Below are 23,193 nucleotides of genomic sequence, written 5' to 3' on the forward strand. Positions count from 1 at the left end.
ATGTTTTCAAATATTTTCAAATTTTATTTGAACGCATTCAACGCGATACTTTATTCAACTAAACACTTAGCTGCTTTTGTTCAGCTAAGATTTTCAAGATAATTACTTATCTTTTACTACTCAGACTTTCTTTCGAAAATCTCTCAGTTTTCAGCTTGTTTCCAATTTTTTAAAGAACAATTCAGACAACAAAAGTCATCTTTAAATGGCGTCCCCACGGGGATTCGAACCCCGGTTACCGCCGTGAAAGGGCGATGTCCTAGGCCTCTAGACGATGGGGACAACATTTAAAGATGCTCTCCGCTTTGCCATTTGAGCGCAATATTTTACGTTAAATCGTGCCGTTTTTCAATCGCTTTCCGACTCGTTTAACCTAAACGCTCATTCATTCATCAAACAATCTGTGTGAACACTTGCAGTCGCTCAATTTCTGGTAAGGAGGTGATCCAACCGCAGGTTCCCCTACGGTTACCTTGTTACGACTTCACCCCAGTCATGAATCATACCGTGGTAAACGCCCCCCTTTCGGTTAAGCTATCTACTTCTGGTACAACCCACTCCCATGGTGTGACGGGCGGTGTGTACAAGGCCCGGGAACGTATTCACCGCAACATTCTGATTTGCGATTACTAGCGATTCCGACTTCATGGAGTCGAGTTGCAGACTCCAATCCGGACTTAGACGTACTTTGTGAGATTTGCTCCATGTCGCCATCTTGCTTCCCTCTGTATACGCCATTGTAGCACGTGTGTAGCCCTACTCGTAAGGGCCATGATGACTTGACGTCATCCCCACCTTCCTCCGGTTTATCACCGGCAGTCTCCTTTGAGTTCCCGACCTAATCGCTGGCAACAAAGGATAAGGGTTGCGCTCGTTGCGGGACTTAACCCAACATTTCACAACACGAGCTGACGACAGCCATGCAGCACCTGTCTCATGGTTCCCGAAGGCACTCTCGTATCTCTATAAGATTCCATGGATGTCAAGAGTAGGTAAGGTTCTTCGCGTTGCATCGAATTAAACCACATGCTCCACCGCTTGTGCGGGCCCCCGTCAATTCATTTGAGTTTTAACCTTGCGGCCGTACTCCCCAGGCGGTCGATTTATCACGTTAGCTTCGGGCACCAGACTTAAAGCCCAATCCCCAAATCGACAGCGTTTACAGCGTGGACTACCAGGGTATCTAATCCTGTTTGCTCCCCACGCTTTCGCACATGAGCGTCAGTACATTCCCAAGGGGCTGCCTTCGCCTTCGGTATTCCTCCACATCTCTACGCATTTCACCGCTACACGTGGAATTCTACCCCTCCCTAAAGTACTCTAGTTGACCAGTATGAAATGCAATTCCCAGGTTAAGCCCGGGGCTTTCACATCTCACTTAATCAACCGCCTGCGTGCCCTTTACGCCCAGTTATTCCGATTAACGCTCGCACCCTCCGTATTACCGCGGCTGCTGGCACGGAGTTAGCCGGTGCTTCTTCTGTAGTTAACGTCAATTACCAAATCTATTAAATTTGATACCTTCCTCGCTACCGAAAGAACTTTACAACCCGAAGGCCTTCTTCATTCACGCGGCATGGCTGCATCAGGGTTCCCCCCATTGTGCAATATTCCCCACTGCTGCCTCCCGTAGGAGTCTGGACCGTGTCTCAGTTCCAGTGTGGCTGGTCATCCTCTCAGACCAGCTAGAGATCGTCGGCTTGGTCAGCCTTTACCTAACCAACTACCTAATCCCACTTGGGCTCATCTTATGGCAGGTGGCCCGAAAGTCCCACCCTTTAATCCATAGATATTACGCGGTATTAGCTACAGTTTCCCGTAGTTATCCCCCTCCATAAGCCAGATTCCCAAGCATTACTCACCCGTCCGCCACTCGTCGGCAAAGAAAGCAAGCTCCCTTCCCGTTACCGTTCGACTTGCATGTGTTAAGCCTGCCGCCAGCGTTCAATCTGAGCCATGATCAAACTCTTCAATTCAAAAAGTTTAATCGCTCAATATTCTGCTTAGCTAAGTTCACTTCGCTTTCCTAACTCAACGTTAAGAAAACTGAAAAATATGAATTTCTAGTTTAAGCACCTATTAAGACTTCAAGTTTTAAATAATATTTTTAAAATCAAGTCAATCAACAAGTGCCCACACAGATTGTCTGATATATTGTTAAAGAGCAAAAAAGAACGACGCACCGCATTTACTTCTCATTCACAACAGTGCGTCGTTGTGTGGGGTGCATTATAGAGAAATCTGAATTCCTTGCAAGTACTTTTTTGCAAAAATTTTAGAAAAATCTACCGCCTGCTACTTTTTAAAACAAAACGAACAATTTTTTAACAAAAATAGGATAAAGTTTAACAAAGTCATTCTCCGTTAGTTTCTTTACACCTGAATTTTGAAGATAAACACAAAAAATAAAAAAAGAAAAACCTCAGTGAAATTCACTGAGGTTTTTTTAGATTAACGTCTATTTGCTAATTTTGAATTTACAATTTCATAAACACGTAATTTAGCAATTTCACGAGATAGTTTTGCAGAAAGCTCCGCATTATTTGATTTGCTTAACGTATCTTCCGCTTTACGTTTTGCAGCAAGAATGCGTTGTTGATCTAACTCTTCGCCTCGAATTGCTACATCGGCAAGAACAGTTACAATAGTAGGCTGGACTTCTAAGAAGCCGCCGGATACATAGATAAACTCTTCTTTACCGTCTTCAAGCGTGTACTTCACCATACCCGGTTTAATAGAAGTTAATAAAGGCGTATGACCTGCATACACACCTAATTCCCCGTCAATACCTGAGACGCGAACACTTACTACATTACCGTTGAAGATTTCTTTTTCAGCACTTACTACGCTAAGCTCAAATTGAGATGCCATATTGTTCTCCTTTAGTTCCTAATTGAGGTCAGGGAACAATTACATCTTGCTCGCTCTTTCCACTACTTCGTCAATTGAACCCGCCATATAGAACGCTTGTTCTGGAATATGGTCGAATTCGCCTTCTAAGATACCTTTGAAGCCACGGATTGTATCTTTTAACGATACATATTTACCCGGAGAACCGGTAAATACTTCCGCAACGAAGAATGGTTGTGATAAGAAACGTTCGATCTTACGCGCACGAGCAACCACTAATTTATCGTCTTCAGATAACTCATCCATACCTAAAATAGCGATGATGTCTTTTAACTCTTTATAGCGTTGTAATGTGCCTTGTACACCACGAGCTACATTATAGTGTTCTTCACCAACGACTAATGGATCTAATTGACGAGAAGTTGAATCTAGTGGATCAACCGCAGGGTAAATACCAAGAGATGCGATATTACGACTTAATACAACCGTTGAGTCTAAGTGTGCGAAAGTTGTTGCCGGAGAAGGGTCCGTTAAGTCATCCGCTGGAACGTAAACCGCTTGAACAGAAGTAATCGAACCTGTTTTGGTTGATGTAATACGTTCTTGTAATACACCCATTTCTTCCGCAAGTGTAGGTTGGTAACCTACCGCTGACGGCATACGACCTAATAATGCCGATACTTCCGTACCTGCAAGTGTATAACGATAGATGTTATCTACGAAGAATAACACGTCACGACCTTCATCACGGAATTTTTCCGCCATTGTTAAACCGGTTAATGCAACACGCAGACGGTTACCTGGCGGCTCGTTCATCTGACCGTAAACAAGTGATACTTTATCTAATACGTTAGAATCCGTCATTTCGTGATAGAAGTCATTACCTTCACGCGTACGCTCACCAACACCGGCGAATACCGAGTAACCGGAGTGTTCGATCGCGATATTACGGATTAACTCCATCATATTAACAGTTTTACCTACACCCGCACCACCGAATAAACCGACTTTACCACCTTTTGCGAATGGACAAATTAAGTCGATAACTTTGATACCGGTTTCAAGTAATTCCGTACTGTTTGATTGTTCTTCGTAGCTTGGTGCCGCACGGTGAATATCCCAACGAGCTTCTTCGCCGATAGGGCCTTTTTCATCGATTGGCTCACCTAATACGTTCATAATACGACCCAGAGTCTTTGTACCGACCGGTACTTGAATCGGGTTACCCGTATTTTCAACTTTTAAGCCGCGTTTTAAACCGTCTGATGTACCTAATGCGATACAACGCACAAGTCCACCACCTAATTGTTGTTGAACCTCAAGGGTTAAACCCGATTCAACTTTTAAGGCATCATATACTTTTGGTACTGCATCTTGCGGGAATTCAACGTCGATTACCGCACCGATAATCTGTACAATTTTTCCTGTTGCCATTACCTGTTCTCCATTAAATTGCTGCGGCACCCGCAACAATTTCGTTTAATTCATTTGTAATGCTTGCTTGGCGAGCTTTGTTATACACTAATTGTAATTCATCGATTAATGTACCCGCATTATCTGTTGCGGCTTTCATCGCTACCATTCGAGCGGCTTGTTCAGAAGCTAGGTTATCTACAACTGCTTGGTATACCTGAGTTTCTAAATAACGAACAAGTAAACTATCCAATAAAACTTGTGGATTCGGTTCATAAATATAATCCCATGAACCTTTCGTATCTAATTCATCGTCATCTAGTTTAGGTAACGGAAGTAACTGTGCGATAACAGGTTTTTGTGACATCGTATTTTCAAAACGGTTGTAAGCGACGTAAACCGCATCCACTTCTCCGTTTCGGAACGCATTAATCATTTCATTAACTGCGCCCACGATACGTTCCATTTCCGGATTATCGCCTAATCCCGTTACTTGAGATCTCACGTTTAAGCCTAGATTTTGGTAAAAGCTTACGCCTTTCGACCCTACTAAACCAAGCTCAACACTAACGTCTTTATCTTTCCACGTTTTAAATTCATTCAAAGTCGCTTTGAATAAATTGATATTAAGGCCACCGCATAAACCGCGATCGGTCGAAACGACAAGATAGCCTACTTTTTTAATATCACGTTCAGTTAAAAACGGGTGCTTATAACCAATGCTTCCTTTCGCAATATGGCTAATCACCTTACGGATTGTTTCCGAATAAGGACGACTGGCAGCCATACGCTCTTGCGTTTTACGCATTTTAGAGGTAGCAACCATTTCCATTGCTTTGGTGATTTTTTGAGTATTTTTCACACTTGCAATTTTGGTTCTTATCTCTTTCGCACCTGCCATAATTTTTCTCCGCTAGTCGTGATTACCACGCACCGTTCTTTTTGAAATCTTCTACGATAGCTTTTAATTGATCCTTGATTGAATCGTTATAATCGCCAGATTTTGCCAAATTTTTCATAAAGTCGGTGTGATTACTATTTGCGTAAGCCAATAAAGCAGATTCGAATGAACCGATACGTTCAAGCTCTACATCATCTAAATAACCGAATTCAGCAGCAAAAAGAACTAATGCTTGTTCGCTTACCAGCATTGGAGCAAATTGTTTTTGTTTAAGTAATTCCGTCACTTTTTGACCGTGAGAAAGCTGTTTACGAGTCGCATCATCTAAATCGGAAGCAAATTGAGCAAACGCCGCTAATTCACGATACTGAGCTAATGCGGTACGGATACCGCCAGATAATTTCTTGATAGCTTTAGTTTGCGCCGCAGAACCTACACGAGATACGGAAATACCCGGGTTTACCGCAGGACGAATACCTGAGTTAAATAAACTTGACTCTAAGAAAATCTGACCGTCAGTAATAGAAATTACGTTTGTCGGAACGAAAGCCGATACGTCACCCGCTTGTGTCTCGATAATCGGTAATGCAGTTAATGAACCTGTTTGACCTTTTACCGCACCGTTAGTGAAACGCTCTACATAATCCGCACTTACACGTGCCGCACGCTCTAGTAAACGAGAGTGTAGGTAGAATACGTCACCCGGGAATGCTTCACGACCCGGCGGACGGCGTAATAATAATGAAATTTGACGATAAGCAACCGCTTGTTTAGATAAATCATCATAAACGATTAAAGCGTCTTCACCACGATCACGGAAATATTCGCCCATTGCACAACCAGAATACGGAGCAAGGTATTGTAATGCCGCGGATTCGGAAGCCGAAGCAACCACAACGATTGTATTTGCTAATGCGCCGTGTTCTTCTAATTTACGTACTACGTTCGCAATCGTAGATGCTTTTTGACCGATTGCTACATAGATACATTTAATACCCGAATCTTTCTGTGCAATAATTGCATCGATTGCTAATGCCGTTTTACCGGTTTGACGGTCACCGATGATTAACTCACGCTGACCACGACCGATTGGCACCATAGAGTCAACAGCTTTATAACCGGTTTGAACCGGTTGATCTACCGATTGACGGTCGATAACACCCGGCGCAATAACTTCTACCGGAGAGAAACCGTCGTTATCTATTTCACCTTTACCGTCAATAGGCTGACCTAACGTATTTACAACACGGCCTAATAAACCGCGACCTACCGGAACTTCTAAGATACGACCGGTACATTTAACCGACATACCTTCCGCTAAATCCGCATAAGGCCCCATTACTACCGCACCGACAGAATCACGTTCTAAGTTAAGTGCAATCGCATAACGATTTCCCGGCAATTCGATCATCTCGCCTTGCATTACATCGGCAAGACCGTGGATACGAATGATACCGTCGCTTACCGAAACGATTGTCCCTGTGCTTTGAGCCTCGCTCACCACATCAAACTGGGCAATACGTTTTTTTATCAATTCACTAATTTCAGTTGAATTTAGTTGCATTTTTTATTCCTCTTACAAGCTCAACGCTGACGCTAAGCGATTTAACTGACCGCGGCTACTACCATCAATAACAACATCATCGTATTTAATAATTACGCCTGCAATCAGGCTGTTATCGATTTGGTTGGTTAAACGAACTTTTTGACCTAAGCGTTTTTCCATCGCTTTTGCGATTTTATCTTCTTGTGCTTGACTTAATTCGTTTGCCGAAACAATTGTTACATCTTTTACCGCTTCATGTTCCGCTCGTAATGATACGAAAGTATCAAAAACCATAGGCAACACAGCCAGACGTTTATTTTCAGCCATTACACGAATAAAATTTTGCCCATATTGATCAAGTTGGTCGCCGCAGATTTTGATAAAAGTTTCAGAAATCTGACCGCTTGCAAGGGAAGAATTAATATATTCCGCCACTTGTTCGTTTTCAGCAACGAATGCCGAAAACTGTAACATTTCTTGCCATTTGTCCAACTGACCTTGTTCTAAAGCAAAATCAAAAGCTGCTTTAGCGTAGGGGCGAGCTACTGTACTTAATTCTGACATCTGCCCCACCTTGTTATAGTTCTGCAACTAGCTTATCAATAATGTCATTGTTCGCTGCTTGATCAACAGAACGACCAACAATTTTCTCCGCACCCGCAACTGCCAATGCAGCCACTTTCTGACGAAGTTCTTCTTGAACACGTTTACGCTCGCTTTCCACTTCCGCATGACCTTGTTCAATAATTCGTTGGCGTTCAATTTCAGCTTCCGCTTGAACAGACTCTAAAATTTCATTACGACGTTTCGTTGCTAAATCAATAATTTTTTGTGCTTCTTCTTTCGCTTTAAGGATTTCTTGATCCGCAGCAGCTTTAGAATCCGCTTGTTCTTGTTTCGCTTTTTCAGCCGATGCCAAAGCGTTAGCAATATTTGCTTGACGCTCCTCGATCGCTTTAATAAGCGGCGGCCATACAAATTTCATACAAAACGCAACGAAAAGTGCGAATGCAATAAGCTGACCGATTAGTGTTGCATTTAAATTCACAACGCCCTCCTAAAAGTCGGTTAAGTTATTCAATGAATAACGGAAAAGAGAGACCCGACTTATTTCAATAAATCAATGAACGGGTTCGCGAAGATGAAAAGTAAAGAAATACCTACAGCAATCATTGCGATAGCATCTAAAAGACCTGCAACGATAAACATTTTTGTTTGTAAGCTGCTTGCTAATTCAGGCTGACGAGCAGACGACTCTAAGAATTTACCACCTAAGATAGCAAAGCCGATAGCCGTACCAAGTGCAGCGAAAGCTAATAAAATTGACGCACCAATAATTGTTGCTGTGATTACTGATTCCATAATGTTCTCCATTAAGATTGAGGAATTCGCCAAAAGGCAGGGTTGTTGTTAATAAAATAATTCAAGCAATCAAATTTTTGCAAAATATTGCGCAAATTCGACCGCTCTTTAGGTTCGTTTAATGATCCGCTTTATTATAAGCGATACTCAAATAAACAATCGTTAGCATCATAAAGATAAAGGCTTGAAGCGTAATAACTAAAATATGGAAAATAGCCCAAACCAAGTGTAATGGGATACCTAACGCTTGTAACGCGAAGTTATCGGCCATATACATTACTGCAATAAGGATGAAGATTAGCTCGCCTGCATACATATTACCGAATAAACGGAATGCTAAAGAAATCGGTTTTGCAAGTAGCGTAACGGTTTCGAGAATAAAGTTTACCGGAATAAACGCCCAATGGTTAAACGGATGTAAAGTATATTCTTTGACTAAACCACCGAAACCTTTTGATTTTACGGTATAGAATAAAATTAAGAAGAATACGCAGATAGACATACCTAAGGTTGCACTAATATCCGCAGTCGGAACGGCACGAAGGTAATGGATACCAAACATATTTGCCAATTGAGGTAAGAAATCCACCGGAACTAAGTCAATAGCATTCATAATGAATACCCAGCAGAAAATAGTAAGTGCAAGCGGAGCAATGACATTACGCGGTCCGTGGAAGTTATCTTTAACTAAACCGTCCACCCAACCAATGACAATTTCCACGAAGCATTGCAATTTTCCCGGTACTCCCGACGTTGCATTTTTCGCAACTCGAGAAAATACGAAAAGGAAAATAACACCAGCAAGCAGAGAGAAAAAGAGCGTATCTAAATGAACAGCCCAAAAACCGTCACCTGAAGCTAAAAAACTCAAGTGATGGCTAATATATTCTGCGGTAGTTCCAGCCATAATGAATCCTTTTAGAATAAGAAATTAATGAGTTCGTTTACTTAAAATAAACGGAATGACATTATTTAAAAATAATGCCATTAAATATCCCACAAAAAACAGTACAAGATGAAGATAAGGCAATAACTTAAAACACATAACCACTAATAAAATAGTGATTATCCATTTTAAGCCTTCGCCTCGATAAAAATCGCCCATTTTTGACTGGTTTTTGGTCGTTTTTTTAAAAAAAATCCAATAAACAAAAATACAATGCGGAAGAAAACCGGATAAAAAGCCCCCTAAGAAGGAAACGCTTTCCACTCCTTTCCAAATCATTAATACACCGAACAGACTTACAAGAAGAAAAAATTCGATTTTTAACGCACTGAGATAGTGTAATTTCGCTTTATTTATTACAGCAGACATATAACTTCCCATCCGACAGGCAAATGCCCTCTGTAAAAAATGAAATATTTCTTTGGATTATACGATACAAAACAACAGATTAAAACCTGAAAAAGCCATAAAAAAGCGATTTATGCAAAATTTGTTATAAAAAGGTTAATTTTAAACTTTTGTATCGTAAAACATAAGGATACATCAGTTATCACAATGTGATCTTATTCACATTTTTCTCACAATTAATGCCGAAGAATATAGATATTTATCTAATACTAAATCCGAAATTAAATATTTTTCATAGATTAACAACTCGAAAAATAAGTGGAAAGTGATACTTTTTACTTACTCTTTATCTCAAAGAGATCATCTCAGTAAATCAGCTTAATTAGGTTTATTTAATAATACTAAATGACGCTCACCAACTAATTCCGGTACGGAAAGAGGAATGACTTTTTCCAGCCGAATCGGATTTTTAATCTCTTGCACTTCACTTTCCGCATAAATGCCTTTAAGCGCATAAAATTTACCTTGCGGATTCGGTAAATGGTAACACCAATCCACCATATCGTTTAAGCTGGCAAAAGCTCGGCTTAATACCCCGTCAAAGGTTTGTTCCTTATACTCTTCCACACGAGACAGTACCGGAGTTACATTAGTAATACCTAACTCACGTAATGCGTTCTTGATAAAGGTAATACGCTTACCAAGACTATCCAGCAATACAAATTGTTTATCCGGATTTGCAATCGCAAGCGGTATGCCAGGTAATCCCGGCCCGGTGCCGACATCAATAAAATTATTTCCCTGTAAATGCTCGCTTACCACTAAACTATCTAAGATATGCTTAACCAGCATTTCGTCAGGATTACGCACCGAAGTCAGGTTATAAGCTTTATTCCATTTATCTAATAAACGCACGAAACCTACCAACTGCTCTTTCTGCTGATCGGTCAAATTAATTTGCGCCTGTTCCAACAAGCGGTCTAATTTCTGTCTCATTTTGTAAAATCCTTATGGTTTACACAATAAAACACGGAATAAACCGAAAGTAATCATTGTTTTAATTTCCGTATATTCCGTGTTTCCTAATCAGCTAAATTATAATTCGCCTCGTTTCAGCATGCCTTGCTTTTTCAAATTTACGAGAAGAATTGAAATCGCGGCCGGTGTAATACCTGAAATACGACTTGCTTGGCCAATCGAAACCGGGCGATGTTGCATCAGTTTCGCTCGTACTTCGTTTGAAAGGCTCTCAACCTTGTCATAATCAAATTCAGCCGGAATTAAAGTATTTTCGTGACGTTTATGACGTTCAATCTCATTCTGCTGATGTTCGATATAACCCTGATATTTAATCGATATTTCAACTTGTTCAGCCGCTTGTTTATCGTCTAAAGCCGGAGCAAACGCAGCGACTTGGGTTAATTTGTCATAAGTCACTTCTGGACGGCGTAATAAATCCTCGCCGCTTGCTTCACGGGTAAGCGGACTATTAACCAATTCATTGACTACCGCCAAATGTTCCGATTGCGGGTGAATCCAAATTTGTTTTAGACGTTCACGCTCACGTTCGATATTTTCCATTTTCTGATTGAATCTCGCCCAACGCGCATCATCAATCAAACCTAACTCATGTGCAATCGGGGTCAAACGGATATCTGCATTATCTTCACGCAGCAATAAACGATATTCCGCACGCGAGGTAAAGACACGGTACGGCTCTTTAGTGCCGAGCGTGCAAAGATCATCAACCAATACGCCTGTATAAGCAAGATCACGAGTTGGGAACCAAGCCTCTTTGCCTTGAACCTGTAATGCCGCATTAATACCGGCTAACAAACCTTGTGCAGCAGCTTCTTCATAACCGGTCGTACCGTTAATCTGACCTGCAAAGAATAAACCTTCAATCGCCTTAGTTTCTAACGTCGGTTTTAGATCACGAGGGTCGAAATAATCATATTCAATTGCATAGCCCGGTTTGATAATACGAGTTTTTTCCAAACCCTTCATCGAATTTACGATACCCATTTGTACGTCAAACGGCAAACTGGTTGAAATCCCGTTCGGGTAAACTTCAATGGTACTTAAACCTTCAGGCTCAAGATAAATTTGGTGACTGTTACGATCGCTGAAACGCATTACTTTATCTTCGATCGACGGACAGTAACGAGGTCCGATCCCTTCGATGACACCGGTGTACATCGGACTACGATCTAAACTATTTCGGATCAAATCGTGTGTTTGTTCATTAGTATGCGTGATATAGCAAGGGATTTGGCGCGGATGAAGATCTACCGACCCCATAAACGACATTACCGGTAATTCCGCATCACCATGTTGTTTAGCCAAAACGTCAAAATTGATCGTACGAGCATCCAAACGCGGCGGTGTACCGGTTTTAAGACGATCAACACGTAAATTCAGATCACGTAAGCGATCCGCTAACATTGTCGCAGCAGGATCTCCCGCACGCCCTCCGGCATAGTTATCTAAACCGATATGAATTTTACCGGCAAGGAAAGTACCGGCGGTTAATACTACGGAACGTGCTTTAAAGGTGAGTCCCATTTTAGTTACTGCCCCAACCGCACGGTTATTTTCGACTAAAATATCCACCACTTCTTGTTGGAAAGTATCTAAATTCGGTTGATTTTCTAGTGCGGTACGCACCGCTTGGCGGTAAAGTACTCGGTCTGCTTGCGCACGAGTCGCACGTACGGCAGGCCCTTTCGAACTGTTTAAGGTACGGAATTGGATCCCCGCTTGGTCAATCGCAATGGCCATTAAACCGCCCATAGCATCGATCTCTTTTACTAAATGACCTTTACCGATACCGCCTATAGCCGGATTACAAGACATTTGCCCTAAAGTATCTATATTATGTGTTAGAAGTAGCGTTTTTAACCCCATACGGGCAGGAGCCAGTGCCGCTTCCGTCCCTGCATGACCGCCGCCAACAACGATCACATCATAAATTTCATGGTAAATCATATATCTGCCTTTATAATTTTTATATTCTGAGTAACTGAAACAAAAGAGTGCTATTCTACCTCAAAATTACAGGATCGTGAAAACGCAATTTTAAGATCGTTTATTCGATCCGAAAGAAGATCCGATGATCGCTAATTATCATATAGATCTATATATAGAGATCTTTATTATTGTTATTATTAGAGAGATCCTTTTATGAGGATAACTCTATATTTTTAAATAAAATCAAAAAGTTAGCGTAACTTAAAATCGATAAAGATCTTGTATTTTCAACAGATCTAATTTGTGGATAAATCTAATAGTTATCCACAGGTGAAGCATTTTATCAAGTTATTAATGAATAGATCTCAAGTTGTCAGGCGATAATCTACTGAATTATCCACAGATAAAATAATTAATTTTATGCTGATTTAATAAACAAAACGGCGTAATATAAAGCGTATTTAAGAATGAATAATTCGGAGATGATTATGAAAAAACCACTCTATTTGGCTGTTTTTAGTGATATTGACGGAACGTTGCTTAATACGGCACATCAAATTACGCCCTTGACGCGGCAAGCAATTCAATCCGTTATGCAAAAGGGTATTCCTTTTATACCCGTTTCCGCTCGCCCTCCTTTAGCTATCACGCCTTATACTCAACAATTGCAAAGTTACTATCCGATCATCTGTTATAGCGGTGCATTAATATTAGATCAGGATCTAAGTCAGTTATATAGTGTAGTGATAGAACAAGCGGATCTTAATCGGTTGGATCTACTGCTTGAAAAATATCAACACCTTTCTATTAACCATTATGCGGGTATTGATTGGCTTACTAATGATTTGGAAAACGAGTGGACTGTTCAAGAAAGTGAAATTACCGGTTTACAAGCGGTCGAAAAAACGAAAAATTTAACAGATGTACATAAAATTCTGGTCATGGGGGAAGCGGAGCAAATTCAATCTTTAGAAAAGTTATTGAAACAGCAGTTACCGCATCTTGCCATTCATCGTTCTAAAAATGAATATTTGGAGATAATGAATAAGCAAGCGACCAAATCGAATGCCATTCGTTTTATGGAAACAATCTTGAATGTGAATCAAGATCAGGTCATTGCTTTCGGCGATAATTTTAACGATTTGGATATGTTGCAATATGCGGGGCTTAGCGTGGCAATGGGCAATGCGCCGGAAGAGATTAAAGCGGCGGCAAAACGGGTTACCTTATCCAATAACGATGACGGGATTGCAGTCGTATTAAATGAAATATTTAACTAAATGATAAAAAATAATGCCTCGCTGATAACGAGGCATTTTATTTATTTCATTATTTCACGCTAATATCACGACCGAAGAATTGTTCGCCTAATTTTTTTAGAGTGCCGTCTTTATGTAATTCGCCAATTGCCGCACTAATTTTGTTTAATGCTTCTTGGTTGCCTTTATTGGCAATAAAACCGGCATCCGCTTTTTCAGGGGATTCCCAAACAATTTTAAGACCTGATTTCGGATTTTTCTTGAGGTAATCCAATAATGCTAGATTATCGTTGAAAGTAGCATCCGCACGTTTTTGTTGAATTAATAATAAACCTTGCGCCATACCGTCAATCGGCACAATATCCGCACCGTTTGCACGCACTAATTCACCGTAGTTTGAGCTTAAGGTTTGCGCCGTTTTTACGTCTTTAACATCCGATGCCTGTTTAATTTTTTCTTCATCGTTGCGAACTACTAATGCCGCGCCCGACCAGCTATAAGCCGCCGATTTATCAAAAGTCGCTTGGCGTTCCGGAGTGGTTAACCCCACTTGATTTGCCACTAAATCGAAACGATCCGCTTTTAAACCGGCTAACATCGCATCCCATTGCGTTTCTTTAAAATCCACTTTAACGCCGAGTTTTTCCGCCACAGCACGCGTAACTTCCACATCGTAACCGGTTAATTTACCGCTCGCATCATGGTAAGTAAAAGGTGCATAAGTCCCCTCTGTTCCAACGGTAATAGTACCTTTCGCATTGATTCTTTCGAGTAACGTTTCTTTTGCTAATGAAGCTGCTGAAGTCGCTAATGCAATCGCTGAAACCGCAATTACAGATAATTTTTTTAACATAGTAGGAATCCTCTTAATTGGAGAAAATTAATAGATAAAATATATGAAGTTGTGTCTTTGCGCATTATTAGAGAAATTCAGAACCGCTTCAAATAACTAAATAGAATAATATTTAGCGAAATATTGTAAGAAATGGGAGTTTTTTATGGGAATGGAATAAGCGGTTATTTTTTCAAAATTCTTTGCAAAATTAACCGCTTGTATTTGAGGATTAGGCTAAATAGGCGCCACAGCAATGTTTGAATTTTTTACCGGAACCGCATACGCAATTTTGTTTTTGCGAAGGGAGTGGTACGATCGGATCAACGAAATACCAACGGTTATCTATCTGTACGAACAACGATAATTCGTGATGCGCTTCGATGCCGTTTTCCGTGTTAAATAGGGCTTTAAATTCAACTAAACTGTGAATCTTAGTGATATACGGCTGATGAGCGATGACTTCTAACCCCGCCCACTTGGTAGTTTCGCCCCATGTTTTCATTGCCGCCTGATCTAAAAATTTCTGCTGGCTAGGGACAGTTGTCTCCACAATATAATCGATATTAACCAAAGTATAAGCCGCATAGCGAGAACGCATTAATTGTTCGGCGGTTTCCGGGAATGCTGTTTTTAAATGAAACGGCTGACAGCATTCCGTATAAGGCTTACCGGATTGGCACGGGCAAGCGGTTAAATTGTCTGACATTGTTACGACTCTGACTTGGTTGAATCACTCACAAATTTGAGTAAGGCGTTAATTTCATTTTTTGCCTGCTCGGAAAGCACCTTGTTATCATTTAACATTTGTGTGCCGCGCAGGCGGATAAATTCTAAATAATCTTTATTTTGTGTTTGTTCGTATTGCTGTTTCGCCGCATACATTTCGGCAAAATATTTGCGCGTTTGGCTAATTAACATCTTTTGTCCGAACATCACAATAATTGCCAATGCAAGCGCAATTACCGAACCGTAGCCGTCAGTCGGGTAATATAAAACGCCGGCAATAATAAATAAGGCGGTAACCAGTATCGAACTGTTTTTTATGTACTGCTGTTCGGGTACTTTAAGGGCTTTTTTTAAATCCATTGCAAAATTTCCTGTAAATTTGACCGCTTGTATTATAAAAAATACCCCCTCTTGGATAAAGAGGGGGCAAACGAGTTAAAGAGGGAATTAAGCTAAAATGCCTAACCAATAACCTAAAATACCGACGCCGAATAGCGCGAAGATAATGTACATCGCATTTACTTTCTTACGTAATAACCACATACATAAGAAGGTCAGTAATAATGCCGCTAAACCCGGTAATAAGTCATTAAGAACGCTTTGCACGGTGGTAACCACTTCTTCACCCATTGCATTTTTATAGCGAGAAAGCTCAAACGGTATGTTGATACTGGTCCACTTCGATACCAACGAACCCATTACAAATAAGCCGAGAATCGAAGCGCCTTGCGTGACTTTTTGCAGGCGACCGCCACCCATATCCGAAACGATTTCCGTTCCTTTTTGGTAGCCGTATTTGAAGCCGTACCAACGGGTAAGCGCACGGCAAAGGTTAATACCGATAAAGAATAATAGTGGACCTAAAATGCTACCGCTAATCGCTAAACCTGCACCTAGTGCGGCTAATACAGGACGTAATGTTCCCCAGAAAATCGGGTCGCCGACACCGGCAAGCGGTCCCATTAAGCCGACTTTCACCCCGCTAATTGCCGCATCGTCAATGTCTGCACCGTTAGCACGTTCTTGTTCCATCGCAGCGGTTACGCCCATAATCGCCGAACCGACCCACGGCTGGGTATTGAAGAACTCTAAGTGGCGTTTTAATGCCGCCGCTTGATCTTCTTTACGGCTGTAAAGACGTTTAATCGTTGGAATCATTGATACACAGAAGCCCATTGATTGCATACGTTCAAAGTTAAATGATCCTAAGAGGAAAGTTGAACGCCAATAAGTCGCACGAATATCCGCACTGGTAAGTTGTTTTTTCTCTGACATAATTTGCTCCTTATAGACCTTCTAACTCGTTATCCGCTAATTTTTTAGTGGTGCGAGGCGCTGCTACCGATTGGTTGAATTGTGGATTTAATTGGATGTAAAGCATCGCTAAACACGCACCTAAGAAACCAAGTCCCACTAAGTTGTAGTTTGAGAATGATGCAATCACAAAGCCCATAAAGAAGAACGGCATTAACGCACCGGCACGCATCATATTGATGACCATCGCATAACCTACCACCACGATAAAACCACCGGCGACTTGTAAGCCGCGAGTAATCACTTCCGGAATTGCATTTAACGCTTCGGTTACCGCATCGGTACCTGCAACAAGTGCAACGAAGAAAGTTGGAATCGCAACGCGTAACGCTTGTAAAGAAAGACCGGCAAAGTGACAGAACTCAATGCCTCGGAAGTTAGCTTGTTCGGCAAATTTATCCGCTTTATGTTGTAAGAAGATGGTTAGTGTACGCACAAAAATGGTTAATACCTGACCTGCCGCAGCCACCGGAATAGCGATAGCGATTGCCGTACCTTTATCTTGTCCGCCTTTAATTACTAAGATTGCCGCAATCACTGACGCTAATGCCGCATCCGGTGCCATTGCCGCACCGACGTTCATCCAGCCTAACGCCAACATTTCAAGCGTACCGCCAACAATAATACCGGTTTGTAAGTCGCCTAACACCCAGCCGATTAAGGTACAAGCCACAAGCGGGCGGTGAGTTTGGCGTTCATCAAGTACGGAACCCATACCGCAAATTGCGGCAACTAAGGTTACTAAAATAATTTCAATACTAGTCATAAGAAAATCCTTAATTAGAATTTGATTGCATCAAGACGTGCTTTATCAAGCGGTTCTTTTTTGTTTGCCGCCACTTGTTGTAACGACATATCTACGCCTAACTCGAGGAGTTTGTAGAATGCGGCGAGATCGGTTTGGTTAATCGCCACCGCTTGAGAAATCAGTTTATCGCCCTCACGGAAAGTCATACCGCCGACATTTACATTTTTAATGTTCACGCCGCCTTCGATTAAGCGAACGATATCGGACGGATTAGTCACCAACCAAATGATGTTTTTGCCGGCATATTTCGAGTTGTGCCATACTTTGATCGCTTTATCGACCGTAATCACATAGCCTTTTAAATGTTCAGGTACGATTTGGAGCAATAATTCTCGGCGAATATCGTCATTTGCCACTTCATCGCTGATTGCGAAAATCGCTTCGCATTTCACCGTTTTCGCCCAAGATGTCATCACTTGACCGTGAATTAAACGGCTGTCGATACGCATCAATGAAATATTCATACGCCCGTTCGGATCAATGTTGGTCAGTAGAGGAGCCGCTTCTTCAGCTTCTGCTTTAGGTTGCGGAGCTGAAACGCTAGGTTCGGGATTGTGGTAAGTTCTTACGCTTAAATTACCGACTTCTTTAGCGGTTGCCGCAAGTTCAGATGCGGTTTTGGCATCCGCCGAAGCATCCATCACTTCAAGTAACATCGGTAGGTTGGTTCCCGTCACAATATCGTCCTGAGGACGTTTTGCGACAATTCTGGCTGCCGCATTGTACGGGCTACCACCAAATAAATCGACCAAGAACAACACGCTGTCGTCCGGTTGAAGCGTTGCGATAATCGCTTCATATTTTTCGACGAGCGTATCTTGACCTTCCCCCGGCACAAAGATAACCGGATGCACACTATCCGTTTCTCCATATACCATTTGTGCGGAATTAACCAACTCAAGCGCTAATTTGCCGTGAGCGGCGATGATCAAATGCACCATTTTTCACCTCTGTGGTTTCTATATCCATAGTTTTTTGCTAAAACGCTTTAGCACTCATTATGAGAATATGCAAACGATTGCCTGTTTGCAAATGTTTTATAAATTAATGTCATGATTAATAGATCTAGATCATAAAAAAAGCCTTTAGTAAATTTTACTAAAGGCTTTATCTGCAAAATTGAATAATTATTTACAATAAAATACTACCGATTAAGGCAATGATAAATCCGACCACACCGATTGAGGTTTCTAATGCCGTCCACGTTTTTAAAGTGGTTTTAGTATCCATTTCTAAGAAACGGCTCATTAACCAGAAACCGGAATCATTCACGTGAGAAAGTACGGTCGCACCGGAAGCAATTGCGATCACGATAAAGCATAGGTCAAACTGGCTTAAATCGGTTGAAGCCGCCACACTCGGTGCAATTAATGCTGCAGCAGTAGTTAATGCAACGGTTGCCGAACCTTGTGCGACACGCATCGCCACCGCAATAATAAATGCCGCCACGATAATCGGCATACCGGTATCCGAAAGCATAGAAGATAACACATCGCCGATACCGCTGGCACGTAATACGCCGCCGAACATACCACCCGCACCGGTTACCAAAATAATCGAGCAAATCGGGCCTAACGCATTGTTACATAAACTTTCGATTTGTTCGTAACTACGCTCACCGCGTAATAACATAATCGCCAGTAATAACGTGATTAATAACGCCACCGGTGTTTTGCCGATTAAACGTAGGCTTTGCACCCAAAGTTCGGAGCCGTCAATCACTTTCGCCACACTTAACGTATTTAAACCGGTATCAAATAAAATTAAGAAGATCGGTAATACTAAAATAAATAATACTCGACCGAATGACGGAGGTGCTTGTACCGAAGTTTCGCTGATTGCCGCCGCATTTAAAAACGCTTTTGGTAACTCTACGTGAACCCGCTTACTGATAAACATACTAAAGAGGTAAGTACCGATATACCAAGTCGGAATCGCACAGATTAAACCGACAATCACCATTAACCCCATATTCACACCCAGTAAATCACCGGAAGCGACCGGCCCCGGATGCGGCGGTAAAAAGGCGTGCATTACCGCAAACGCACCGGCGACCGGAAATGCATAACGTAATACCGAACCGCCGAATTGTTTTGCTACGCTAAAGACAATCGGTAACATCACTACTAAACCGGCATCGAAGAAAATCGGGAAGCCGAAGAGTAATGCCGCCACACCTAAGGCAAACGGAGCTTTTTGTTCGCCGAATTTATTTATCAGCGTATCGGCTAACACTTTTGCCCCGCCGGTAATTTCCAATAAGCGCCCAATCATTGCACCTAAACCGACCAATAAAGCGACCGATGCAAGCGTATTACCGAAGCCGGTAAGTAAGGTCGGCAGAATTTTATCGACCGGAATACCTGCCGCCAATGCGGTTAATAAACTGACGATCAGTAATGCGACAAACGCATGTACTTTGAATTTTATAATCAACACTAATAGTGCGATGATCGCCACTACCATAATGAAAATTAACATAGAAACCTCGATAAGAAGTATAAATTGTTACTGGTAACATAAAATTAAACGTTTGCGATGTAAATAGATTGTTAGAATTAATTTTAAAAATGAGATCTATATCACAAATTTTAATGTTACCTGTAACATTAAGCGGAAAAATCTGCTATGTTGATTGATAAATAGGAGGAAGCTCAAATGAAATCTGGTCAAAGTTTTATTTTAATGGGTGTATCAAGCACCGGTAAAACCACAATAGGCAGTGAAGTGGCTCGTCGTTTAGGCATTAAATTGATCGACGGCGATGATCTGCATCCGAGAGCTAATATCCTCAAAATGAGTCAAGGACAACCGCTAAATGATCAAGACCGTTTTCCGTGGTTGGAACGAATTAATGATGCTGCTTTTAGCTTAGAGCAAAAAAATGAAGTGGGGATTATTGTTTGTTCGGCGTTGAAAAAGAAATATCGTGACCAAATTCGTCAAGGTAATAGGAATGTGAAGTTTATTCATTTACACGGTTCATTTGAGCTGATTTTAGAACGCATGAAAAAGCGTAAAGGCCATTTTATGAAAACAGAAATGTTGAAAAGCCAGTTTGATACGTTAGAAATTCCGCAAGCGGACGAACCGGATGTCATTTCGATTGATATTAGCGGCAGTTTTGAAGACGTGGTGCAATTATGCGTACAGGCGATTAAAGCCTATCTATAAAAAGAATGTTGAGTAGAACAAGCGGTTATTTTCTGCAAATTTTTTGCAAAATTTAACTGCTTTTTTTATGTTTAAATAGTTTCGCCGATATGAATTTTATAACCGAGATTAATGACTTCATCTTGAATATCATCACCATTTAGACGGCTTAATAATTGTTGAGCGGCCACTTTGCCGATTTCAAATCTAGGAGTAATCACACTCGCTAATTGAGGTGTTACGGATTGACCGACATCGTGCCCGTGAAAGCCGGCAATCGCAATTTGTTGCGGCACTTTAATACCTAACCGTTGGCATTCGAACAATGCGCCGATTGCCAAATCGTCATTGGTACAGAAAATGCCGTCGATATTCGGATATTTTTCCAGTGAAATATGCAGTTGTCTAGCTCCCAAGGTAAAAGAAGAGGATTCCTCCGTGGCAATAGTGTAAGGCGTTAGTTTATGCTTTTGCATAGCAAGTTCGTAGCCTTGCATCTTTAAACGGGTTCGTTTATCCATTCTTGCCGAAAAATAAACCACCTGGCGGCAACCACGTTTGATCATGGTTTCAACCATCGCTTGAGCAGCAAAAATATTGTCAAAACCAACTGCTTGTTGCAGTCCTTGTTCACTGGTATCCATAATTTCAATTACCGGAATTTTCGCAACACTTAGCATTTTGAGCGTGCGCTCACTGTGGTGATTTTCCGATAAAATCAATCCGTCCACATGGTAAGAAAGGAGTGATTCAATGCGTTGTTCTTCTTTTTGTTCGCTATAACCGGAGTGGGCGAGCATGGTTTGATAACCTGCAGCATCTGTTACACTTTCAATCCCTTTTAACACATCGGCAAATACCTGATTGGTTAAAGACGGCAGCAACACGCCAATCGCTTTACTTTTTGCATTGGACAGAATATCCGGCGCACGATTCGGAATATAACCGAATTGTCCAATCGCAACGGCGATTCGTTTACCGGTCTCTTCGGCAACCGAGGAGGGATTACGTAAATAGCGACTGATCGTCATTTTGGTAATGCCTAAATGTTCGGCAATATCTTGTAAAGTCGGGCGTTTATGTTTGCTCATAGGATTAAATTTTGTGAAGTATGTCGCTATTTTAACGGAAAGTATGATTTTATGTTTTATTTGCAAAATAACAAGCGGTAAGATTTTAGCAAAATTTTGCAAAACCCTATTTTGTAAACCCCTATGAAGGCAATTTTATGGCAACAATGAAAGATATAGCTCGGATTGCGGGCGTTTCAACTTCCACCGTTTCCCATGTGATCAATAACTCACGTTTTGTGAGTGACGAAATTCGTCAGCGGATTGAAAAAGTGGTGGCGGAACTCAATTACACGCCTTCGTTAGTCGCTCGCAGTCTGAAAGTGAAAGAAACCAATACAATCGGTATGTTGGTAACCACCAGTAGTAACCCGTTTTTTGCGGAAGTAGTACGTCACGTCGAACGTTATTGTGAACGCCATAACTATCATTTAATTTTGGTTAATACCGACGGAAACAGCGACAATTTAGCACAACATTTAGACCGCTTGTTGCGTAAACAAGTGGACGGTTTATTATTGATGTGTTCCGAGCCGCAAGATTTGGACGAAAGCATGATGACGAATATTCAATTACCGATGGTGGTGATTGACTGGTGGCAACAGGCGCTGAAAGCGGATAACGTGCATGAAAATTCGGAATTAGGCGGTTATCTTGCGACAAAAGCGTTAATTGATGCCGGCTATAGCGAGATTGCGGTGATTACCGGTGAACAATCAAAATCACATACCCTCAATCGCTTGCATGGCTACAAGCGGGCGATTTTAGAGGCAAATTTGCAAATTCGTCCCGAATGGATAGTTGAAGGTCATTTTGATTATCAAGCCGGTCTAGAGTGTGCAAGTAGGCTACTTACGGCGAATTCCCGTCCTCAAGCAATCTTTGCGATGAGCGACAGTATCGCTATCGGTGTATATCAAGCCGCTTGGCAAGCCGGTTTGCGTATTCCGCAAGATATTGCGGTGATCGGTTACGATAATATCGAATTATCGCAATATCTCGCCCCACCACTTTCCACCATTCATCAACCGAAAGCCCGTTTGGCAAAAAATGCGGTGGAACAGTTGATCGCCCGTATTCATCAGCCGGATAAAGCCTATCAAGAAATTGAGCTCACTCCCGAACTTATCGTTCGTCGCTCTTTTTAAAAAATTTGTGATAGACCTCTCAAATCCGACAAGAAGCGTTTGCTTTTTCTTGTAAATTTTTCTATTTTTTATTCATCGAAACGTTTCGATAAGGAATGAAATCACCTAAATGGAGGAAATATGAAAAAAACAGCGGTATTAAATGCACAACTTTCCGGTGTGATTGCCAGCCTTGGACATACGGACGGCTTAACCATTTGTGATGCCGGTTTGCCGATTCCTTCAGAACAGCAATGTGTTGATTTAGCCCTTACCAAAGGTATTCCAAGTTTTTTATCAACCTTAGAAGTGGTGCTAACCGAACTTTTTGTCGAACGTATTTTATTGGCGGAAGAAATTAAACAAGCTAATCCGACTATCGAACAACAGTTACTTGAAATGATCAATAAACTTGCTCAAACGCAAGGTCGTCAAATTGAAATCGAATATGTTGTACACAGTGAATTTAAGCAACGCAGTAATCAAGCGAAAGCGGTAGTGCGTACCGGCGAATGTTCGCCATATGCGAATGTTATTCTTTACTCAGGCGTACCGTTCTAGAGCG

Annotated in this window: 23 protein-coding genes, 1 tRNA gene and 1 rRNA gene; 4 read left to right on the plus strand and 21 right to left on the minus strand. The window is 41.5% G+C overall.

Going from position 1 to position 23,193, the window contains the following annotated elements:
• Positions 1-206 precede the first annotated feature (206 nt).
• The 13 genes from DRF63_RS09030 to mnmG all read right to left on the minus strand — a co-directional run bounded on the left by DRF63_RS09030 (position 207) and on the right by mnmG (position 12,354).
• Positions 207-282, minus strand: a tRNA-Glu gene (locus DRF63_RS09030).
• A gap of 152 nt (positions 283-434) precedes the next feature.
• A 16S ribosomal RNA gene (locus tag DRF63_RS09035) occupies positions 435-1,976 on the minus strand.
• Positions 1,977-2,451: 475 nt separating this feature from the next.
• Positions 2,452-2,871 (minus strand): F0F1 ATP synthase subunit epsilon, encoded by a 420-nt coding sequence (locus DRF63_RS09040; RefSeq protein ID WP_005599058.1) that lies wholly within the window; start codon positions 2,869-2,871, stop codon positions 2,452-2,454.
• 39 nt (positions 2,872-2,910) lie between these two features.
• On the minus strand, positions 2,911-4,284 hold the full coding sequence (atpD, locus tag DRF63_RS09045) for a F0F1 ATP synthase subunit beta (protein ID WP_005599061.1): 1,374 nt from the start codon (positions 4,282-4,284) through the stop codon (positions 2,911-2,913).
• A 13-nt stretch (positions 4,285-4,297) separates the two neighbouring features.
• On the minus strand, positions 4,298-5,164 hold the full coding sequence (gene atpG / locus DRF63_RS09050) for a F0F1 ATP synthase subunit gamma (RefSeq protein WP_005599063.1): 867 nt from the start codon (positions 5,162-5,164) through the stop codon (positions 4,298-4,300).
• Positions 5,165-5,186: 22 nt separating this feature from the next.
• Complete coding sequence (gene atpA, locus DRF63_RS09055) at positions 5,187-6,728, minus strand: F0F1 ATP synthase subunit alpha (protein WP_005599065.1); 1,542 nt, start codon at positions 6,726-6,728, stop codon at positions 5,187-5,189.
• A 12-nt stretch (positions 6,729-6,740) separates the two neighbouring features.
• A complete protein-coding gene (atpH, locus tag DRF63_RS09060) occupies positions 6,741-7,274 on the minus strand; it encodes a F0F1 ATP synthase subunit delta (protein WP_005599067.1) in 534 nt (177 codons plus the stop codon).
• 13 nt (positions 7,275-7,287) lie between these two features.
• Positions 7,288-7,758, minus strand: coding sequence for a F0F1 ATP synthase subunit B (gene atpF, locus DRF63_RS09065; protein WP_005599069.1), 471 nt, complete (start codon positions 7,756-7,758; stop codon positions 7,288-7,290).
• 59 nt (positions 7,759-7,817) lie between these two features.
• Complete coding sequence (atpE, locus tag DRF63_RS09070) at positions 7,818-8,072, minus strand: F0F1 ATP synthase subunit C (protein ID WP_005599073.1); 255 nt, start codon at positions 8,070-8,072, stop codon at positions 7,818-7,820.
• A gap of 118 nt (positions 8,073-8,190) precedes the next feature.
• Positions 8,191-8,979: a F0F1 ATP synthase subunit A gene (gene atpB / locus DRF63_RS09075; RefSeq protein WP_005599075.1), complete on the minus strand. Its 789-nt coding sequence runs from the start codon at positions 8,977-8,979 to the stop codon at positions 8,191-8,193.
• A gap of 24 nt (positions 8,980-9,003) precedes the next feature.
• Complete coding sequence (locus DRF63_RS09080; protein WP_005602406.1) at positions 9,004-9,387, minus strand: ATP synthase subunit I; 384 nt, start codon at positions 9,385-9,387, stop codon at positions 9,004-9,006.
• 357 nt (positions 9,388-9,744) lie between these two features.
• Entirely contained in the window at positions 9,745-10,362 is a 618-nt protein-coding gene (rsmG, locus tag DRF63_RS09085; RefSeq protein ID WP_005599078.1) for a 16S rRNA (guanine(527)-N(7))-methyltransferase RsmG, read from the minus strand.
• Positions 10,363-10,461: 99 nt separating this feature from the next.
• On the minus strand, positions 10,462-12,354 hold the full coding sequence (gene mnmG / locus DRF63_RS09090; RefSeq protein WP_005599080.1) for a tRNA uridine-5-carboxymethylaminomethyl(34) synthesis enzyme MnmG: 1,893 nt from the start codon (positions 12,352-12,354) through the stop codon (positions 10,462-10,464).
• A 449-nt stretch (positions 12,355-12,803) separates the two neighbouring features.
• Here mnmG and DRF63_RS09095 point away from each other — a divergent pair, with 449 nt between their 5' ends.
• Complete coding sequence (locus tag DRF63_RS09095; protein ID WP_005599082.1) at positions 12,804-13,616, plus strand: Cof-type HAD-IIB family hydrolase; 813 nt, start codon at positions 12,804-12,806, stop codon at positions 13,614-13,616.
• Positions 13,617-13,665: 49 nt separating this feature from the next.
• Here the strand turns inward: DRF63_RS09095 and DRF63_RS09100 are convergent, their stop codons facing one another.
• The 7 genes from DRF63_RS09100 to DRF63_RS09130 all read right to left on the minus strand — a co-directional run bounded on the left by DRF63_RS09100 (position 13,666) and on the right by DRF63_RS09130 (position 19,759).
• Complete coding sequence (locus DRF63_RS09100; protein ID WP_005599084.1) at positions 13,666-14,448, minus strand: amino acid ABC transporter substrate-binding protein; 783 nt, start codon at positions 14,446-14,448, stop codon at positions 13,666-13,668.
• A gap of 211 nt (positions 14,449-14,659) precedes the next feature.
• The gene (locus DRF63_RS09105; protein ID WP_005599087.1) at positions 14,660-15,136 is read right to left on the minus strand and encodes a YchJ family protein; all 477 of its coding nucleotides are present in this window, start codon (positions 15,134-15,136) and stop codon (positions 14,660-14,662) included.
• A 2-nt stretch (positions 15,137-15,138) separates the two neighbouring features.
• Positions 15,139-15,516, minus strand: coding sequence for a hypothetical protein (locus tag DRF63_RS09110; protein ID WP_005599089.1), 378 nt, complete (start codon positions 15,514-15,516; stop codon positions 15,139-15,141).
• 87 nt (positions 15,517-15,603) lie between these two features.
• Entirely contained in the window at positions 15,604-16,431 is an 828-nt protein-coding gene (gene manZ, locus DRF63_RS09115) for a PTS mannose transporter subunit IID (RefSeq protein WP_005599091.1), read from the minus strand.
• A gap of 10 nt (positions 16,432-16,441) precedes the next feature.
• Complete coding sequence (locus DRF63_RS09120; protein ID WP_005599094.1) at positions 16,442-17,236, minus strand: PTS mannose/fructose/sorbose transporter subunit IIC; 795 nt, start codon at positions 17,234-17,236, stop codon at positions 16,442-16,444.
• Positions 17,237-17,250: 14 nt separating this feature from the next.
• A complete protein-coding gene (locus DRF63_RS09125) occupies positions 17,251-18,219 on the minus strand; it encodes a mannose/fructose/sorbose PTS transporter subunit IIA (protein WP_005599096.1) in 969 nt (322 codons plus the stop codon).
• A gap of 190 nt (positions 18,220-18,409) precedes the next feature.
• A complete protein-coding gene (locus DRF63_RS09130) occupies positions 18,410-19,759 on the minus strand; it encodes a GntP family permease (RefSeq protein WP_005599098.1) in 1,350 nt (449 codons plus the stop codon).
• Between the two features lie 177 nt (positions 19,760-19,936).
• On the opposite strand from DRF63_RS09130, the gene DRF63_RS09135 reads away from it, so the two are divergent.
• Entirely contained in the window at positions 19,937-20,452 is a 516-nt protein-coding gene (locus DRF63_RS09135; RefSeq protein WP_005599100.1) for a gluconokinase, read from the plus strand.
• Positions 20,453-20,523: 71 nt separating this feature from the next.
• Here the strand turns inward: DRF63_RS09135 and gntR are convergent, their stop codons facing one another.
• On the minus strand, positions 20,524-21,522 hold the full coding sequence (gene gntR, locus DRF63_RS09140) for a gluconate operon transcriptional repressor GntR (RefSeq protein WP_043991911.1): 999 nt from the start codon (positions 21,520-21,522) through the stop codon (positions 20,524-20,526).
• 137 nt (positions 21,523-21,659) lie between these two features.
• Here gntR and DRF63_RS09145 point away from each other — a divergent pair, with 137 nt between their 5' ends.
• The gene (locus DRF63_RS09145) at positions 21,660-22,649 is read left to right on the plus strand and encodes a substrate-binding domain-containing protein (RefSeq protein WP_005599104.1); all 990 of its coding nucleotides are present in this window, start codon (positions 21,660-21,662) and stop codon (positions 22,647-22,649) included.
• 120 nt (positions 22,650-22,769) lie between these two features.
• Positions 22,770-23,189, plus strand: coding sequence for a D-ribose pyranase (gene rbsD, locus DRF63_RS09150; protein ID WP_005599106.1), 420 nt, complete (start codon positions 22,770-22,772; stop codon positions 23,187-23,189).
• The last annotated feature ends 4 nt before the right edge of the window (positions 23,190-23,193 follow it).

Origin of the sequence: Actinobacillus pleuropneumoniae, from assembly GCF_003290385.1 — a bacterium.
GTDB lineage: Bacteria > Pseudomonadota > Gammaproteobacteria > Enterobacterales > Pasteurellaceae > Actinobacillus > Actinobacillus lignieresii.

What these genes read in the sequence shown, in the direction of transcription:
- DRF63_RS09040 (WP_005599058.1), bottom strand. Translation starts at nt 2,871, where the DNA reads ATGGCATCTCAATTTGAGCTTAGCGTAGTAAGTGCTGAAAAAGAAATC.
- atpD (WP_005599061.1), bottom strand. Translation starts at nt 4,284, where the DNA reads ATGGCAACAGGAAAAATTGTACAGATTATCGGTGCGGTAATCGACGTT.
- atpG (WP_005599063.1), bottom strand. Translation starts at nt 5,164, where the DNA reads ATGGCAGGTGCGAAAGAGATAAGAACCAAAATTGCAAGTGTGAAAAAT.
- atpA (WP_005599065.1), bottom strand. Translation starts at nt 6,728, where the DNA reads ATGCAACTAAATTCAACTGAAATTAGTGAATTGATAAAAAAACGTATT.
- atpH (WP_005599067.1), bottom strand. Translation starts at nt 7,274, where the DNA reads ATGTCAGAATTAAGTACAGTAGCTCGCCCCTACGCTAAAGCAGCTTTT.
- atpE (WP_005599073.1), bottom strand. Translation starts at nt 8,072, where the DNA reads ATGGAATCAGTAATCACAGCAACAATTATTGGTGCGTCAATTTTATTA.
- atpB (WP_005599075.1), bottom strand. Translation starts at nt 8,979, where the DNA reads ATGGCTGGAACTACCGCAGAATATATTAGCCATCACTTGAGTTTTTTA.
- DRF63_RS09080 (WP_005602406.1), bottom strand. Translation starts at nt 9,387, where the DNA reads ATGTCTGCTGTAATAAATAAAGCGAAATTACACTATCTCAGTGCGTTA.
- rsmG (WP_005599078.1), bottom strand. Translation starts at nt 10,362, where the DNA reads ATGAGACAGAAATTAGACCGCTTGTTGGAACAGGCGCAAATTAATTTG.
- mnmG (WP_005599080.1), bottom strand. Translation starts at nt 12,354, where the DNA reads ATGATTTACCATGAAATTTATGATGTGATCGTTGTTGGCGGCGGTCAT.
- DRF63_RS09095 (WP_005599082.1), top strand. Translation starts at nt 12,804, where the DNA reads ATGAATAATTCGGAGATGATTATGAAAAAACCACTCTATTTGGCTGTT.
- DRF63_RS09100 (WP_005599084.1), bottom strand. Translation starts at nt 14,448, where the DNA reads ATGTTAAAAAAATTATCTGTAATTGCGGTTTCAGCGATTGCATTAGCG.
- DRF63_RS09105 (WP_005599087.1), bottom strand. Translation starts at nt 15,136, where the DNA reads ATGTCAGACAATTTAACCGCTTGCCCGTGCCAATCCGGTAAGCCTTAT.
- DRF63_RS09110 (WP_005599089.1), bottom strand. Translation starts at nt 15,516, where the DNA reads ATGGATTTAAAAAAAGCCCTTAAAGTACCCGAACAGCAGTACATAAAA.
- manZ (WP_005599091.1), bottom strand. Translation starts at nt 16,431, where the DNA reads ATGTCAGAGAAAAAACAACTTACCAGTGCGGATATTCGTGCGACTTAT.
- DRF63_RS09120 (WP_005599094.1), bottom strand. Translation starts at nt 17,236, where the DNA reads ATGACTAGTATTGAAATTATTTTAGTAACCTTAGTTGCCGCAATTTGC.
- DRF63_RS09125 (WP_005599096.1), bottom strand. Translation starts at nt 18,219, where the DNA reads ATGGTGCATTTGATCATCGCCGCTCACGGCAAATTAGCGCTTGAGTTG.
- DRF63_RS09130 (WP_005599098.1), bottom strand. Translation starts at nt 19,759, where the DNA reads ATGTTAATTTTCATTATGGTAGTGGCGATCATCGCACTATTAGTGTTG.
- DRF63_RS09135 (WP_005599100.1), top strand. Translation starts at nt 19,937, where the DNA reads ATGAAATCTGGTCAAAGTTTTATTTTAATGGGTGTATCAAGCACCGGT.
- gntR (WP_043991911.1), bottom strand. Translation starts at nt 21,522, where the DNA reads ATGAGCAAACATAAACGCCCGACTTTACAAGATATTGCCGAACATTTA.
- DRF63_RS09145 (WP_005599104.1), top strand. Translation starts at nt 21,660, where the DNA reads ATGGCAACAATGAAAGATATAGCTCGGATTGCGGGCGTTTCAACTTCC.
- rbsD (WP_005599106.1), top strand. Translation starts at nt 22,770, where the DNA reads ATGAAAAAAACAGCGGTATTAAATGCACAACTTTCCGGTGTGATTGCC.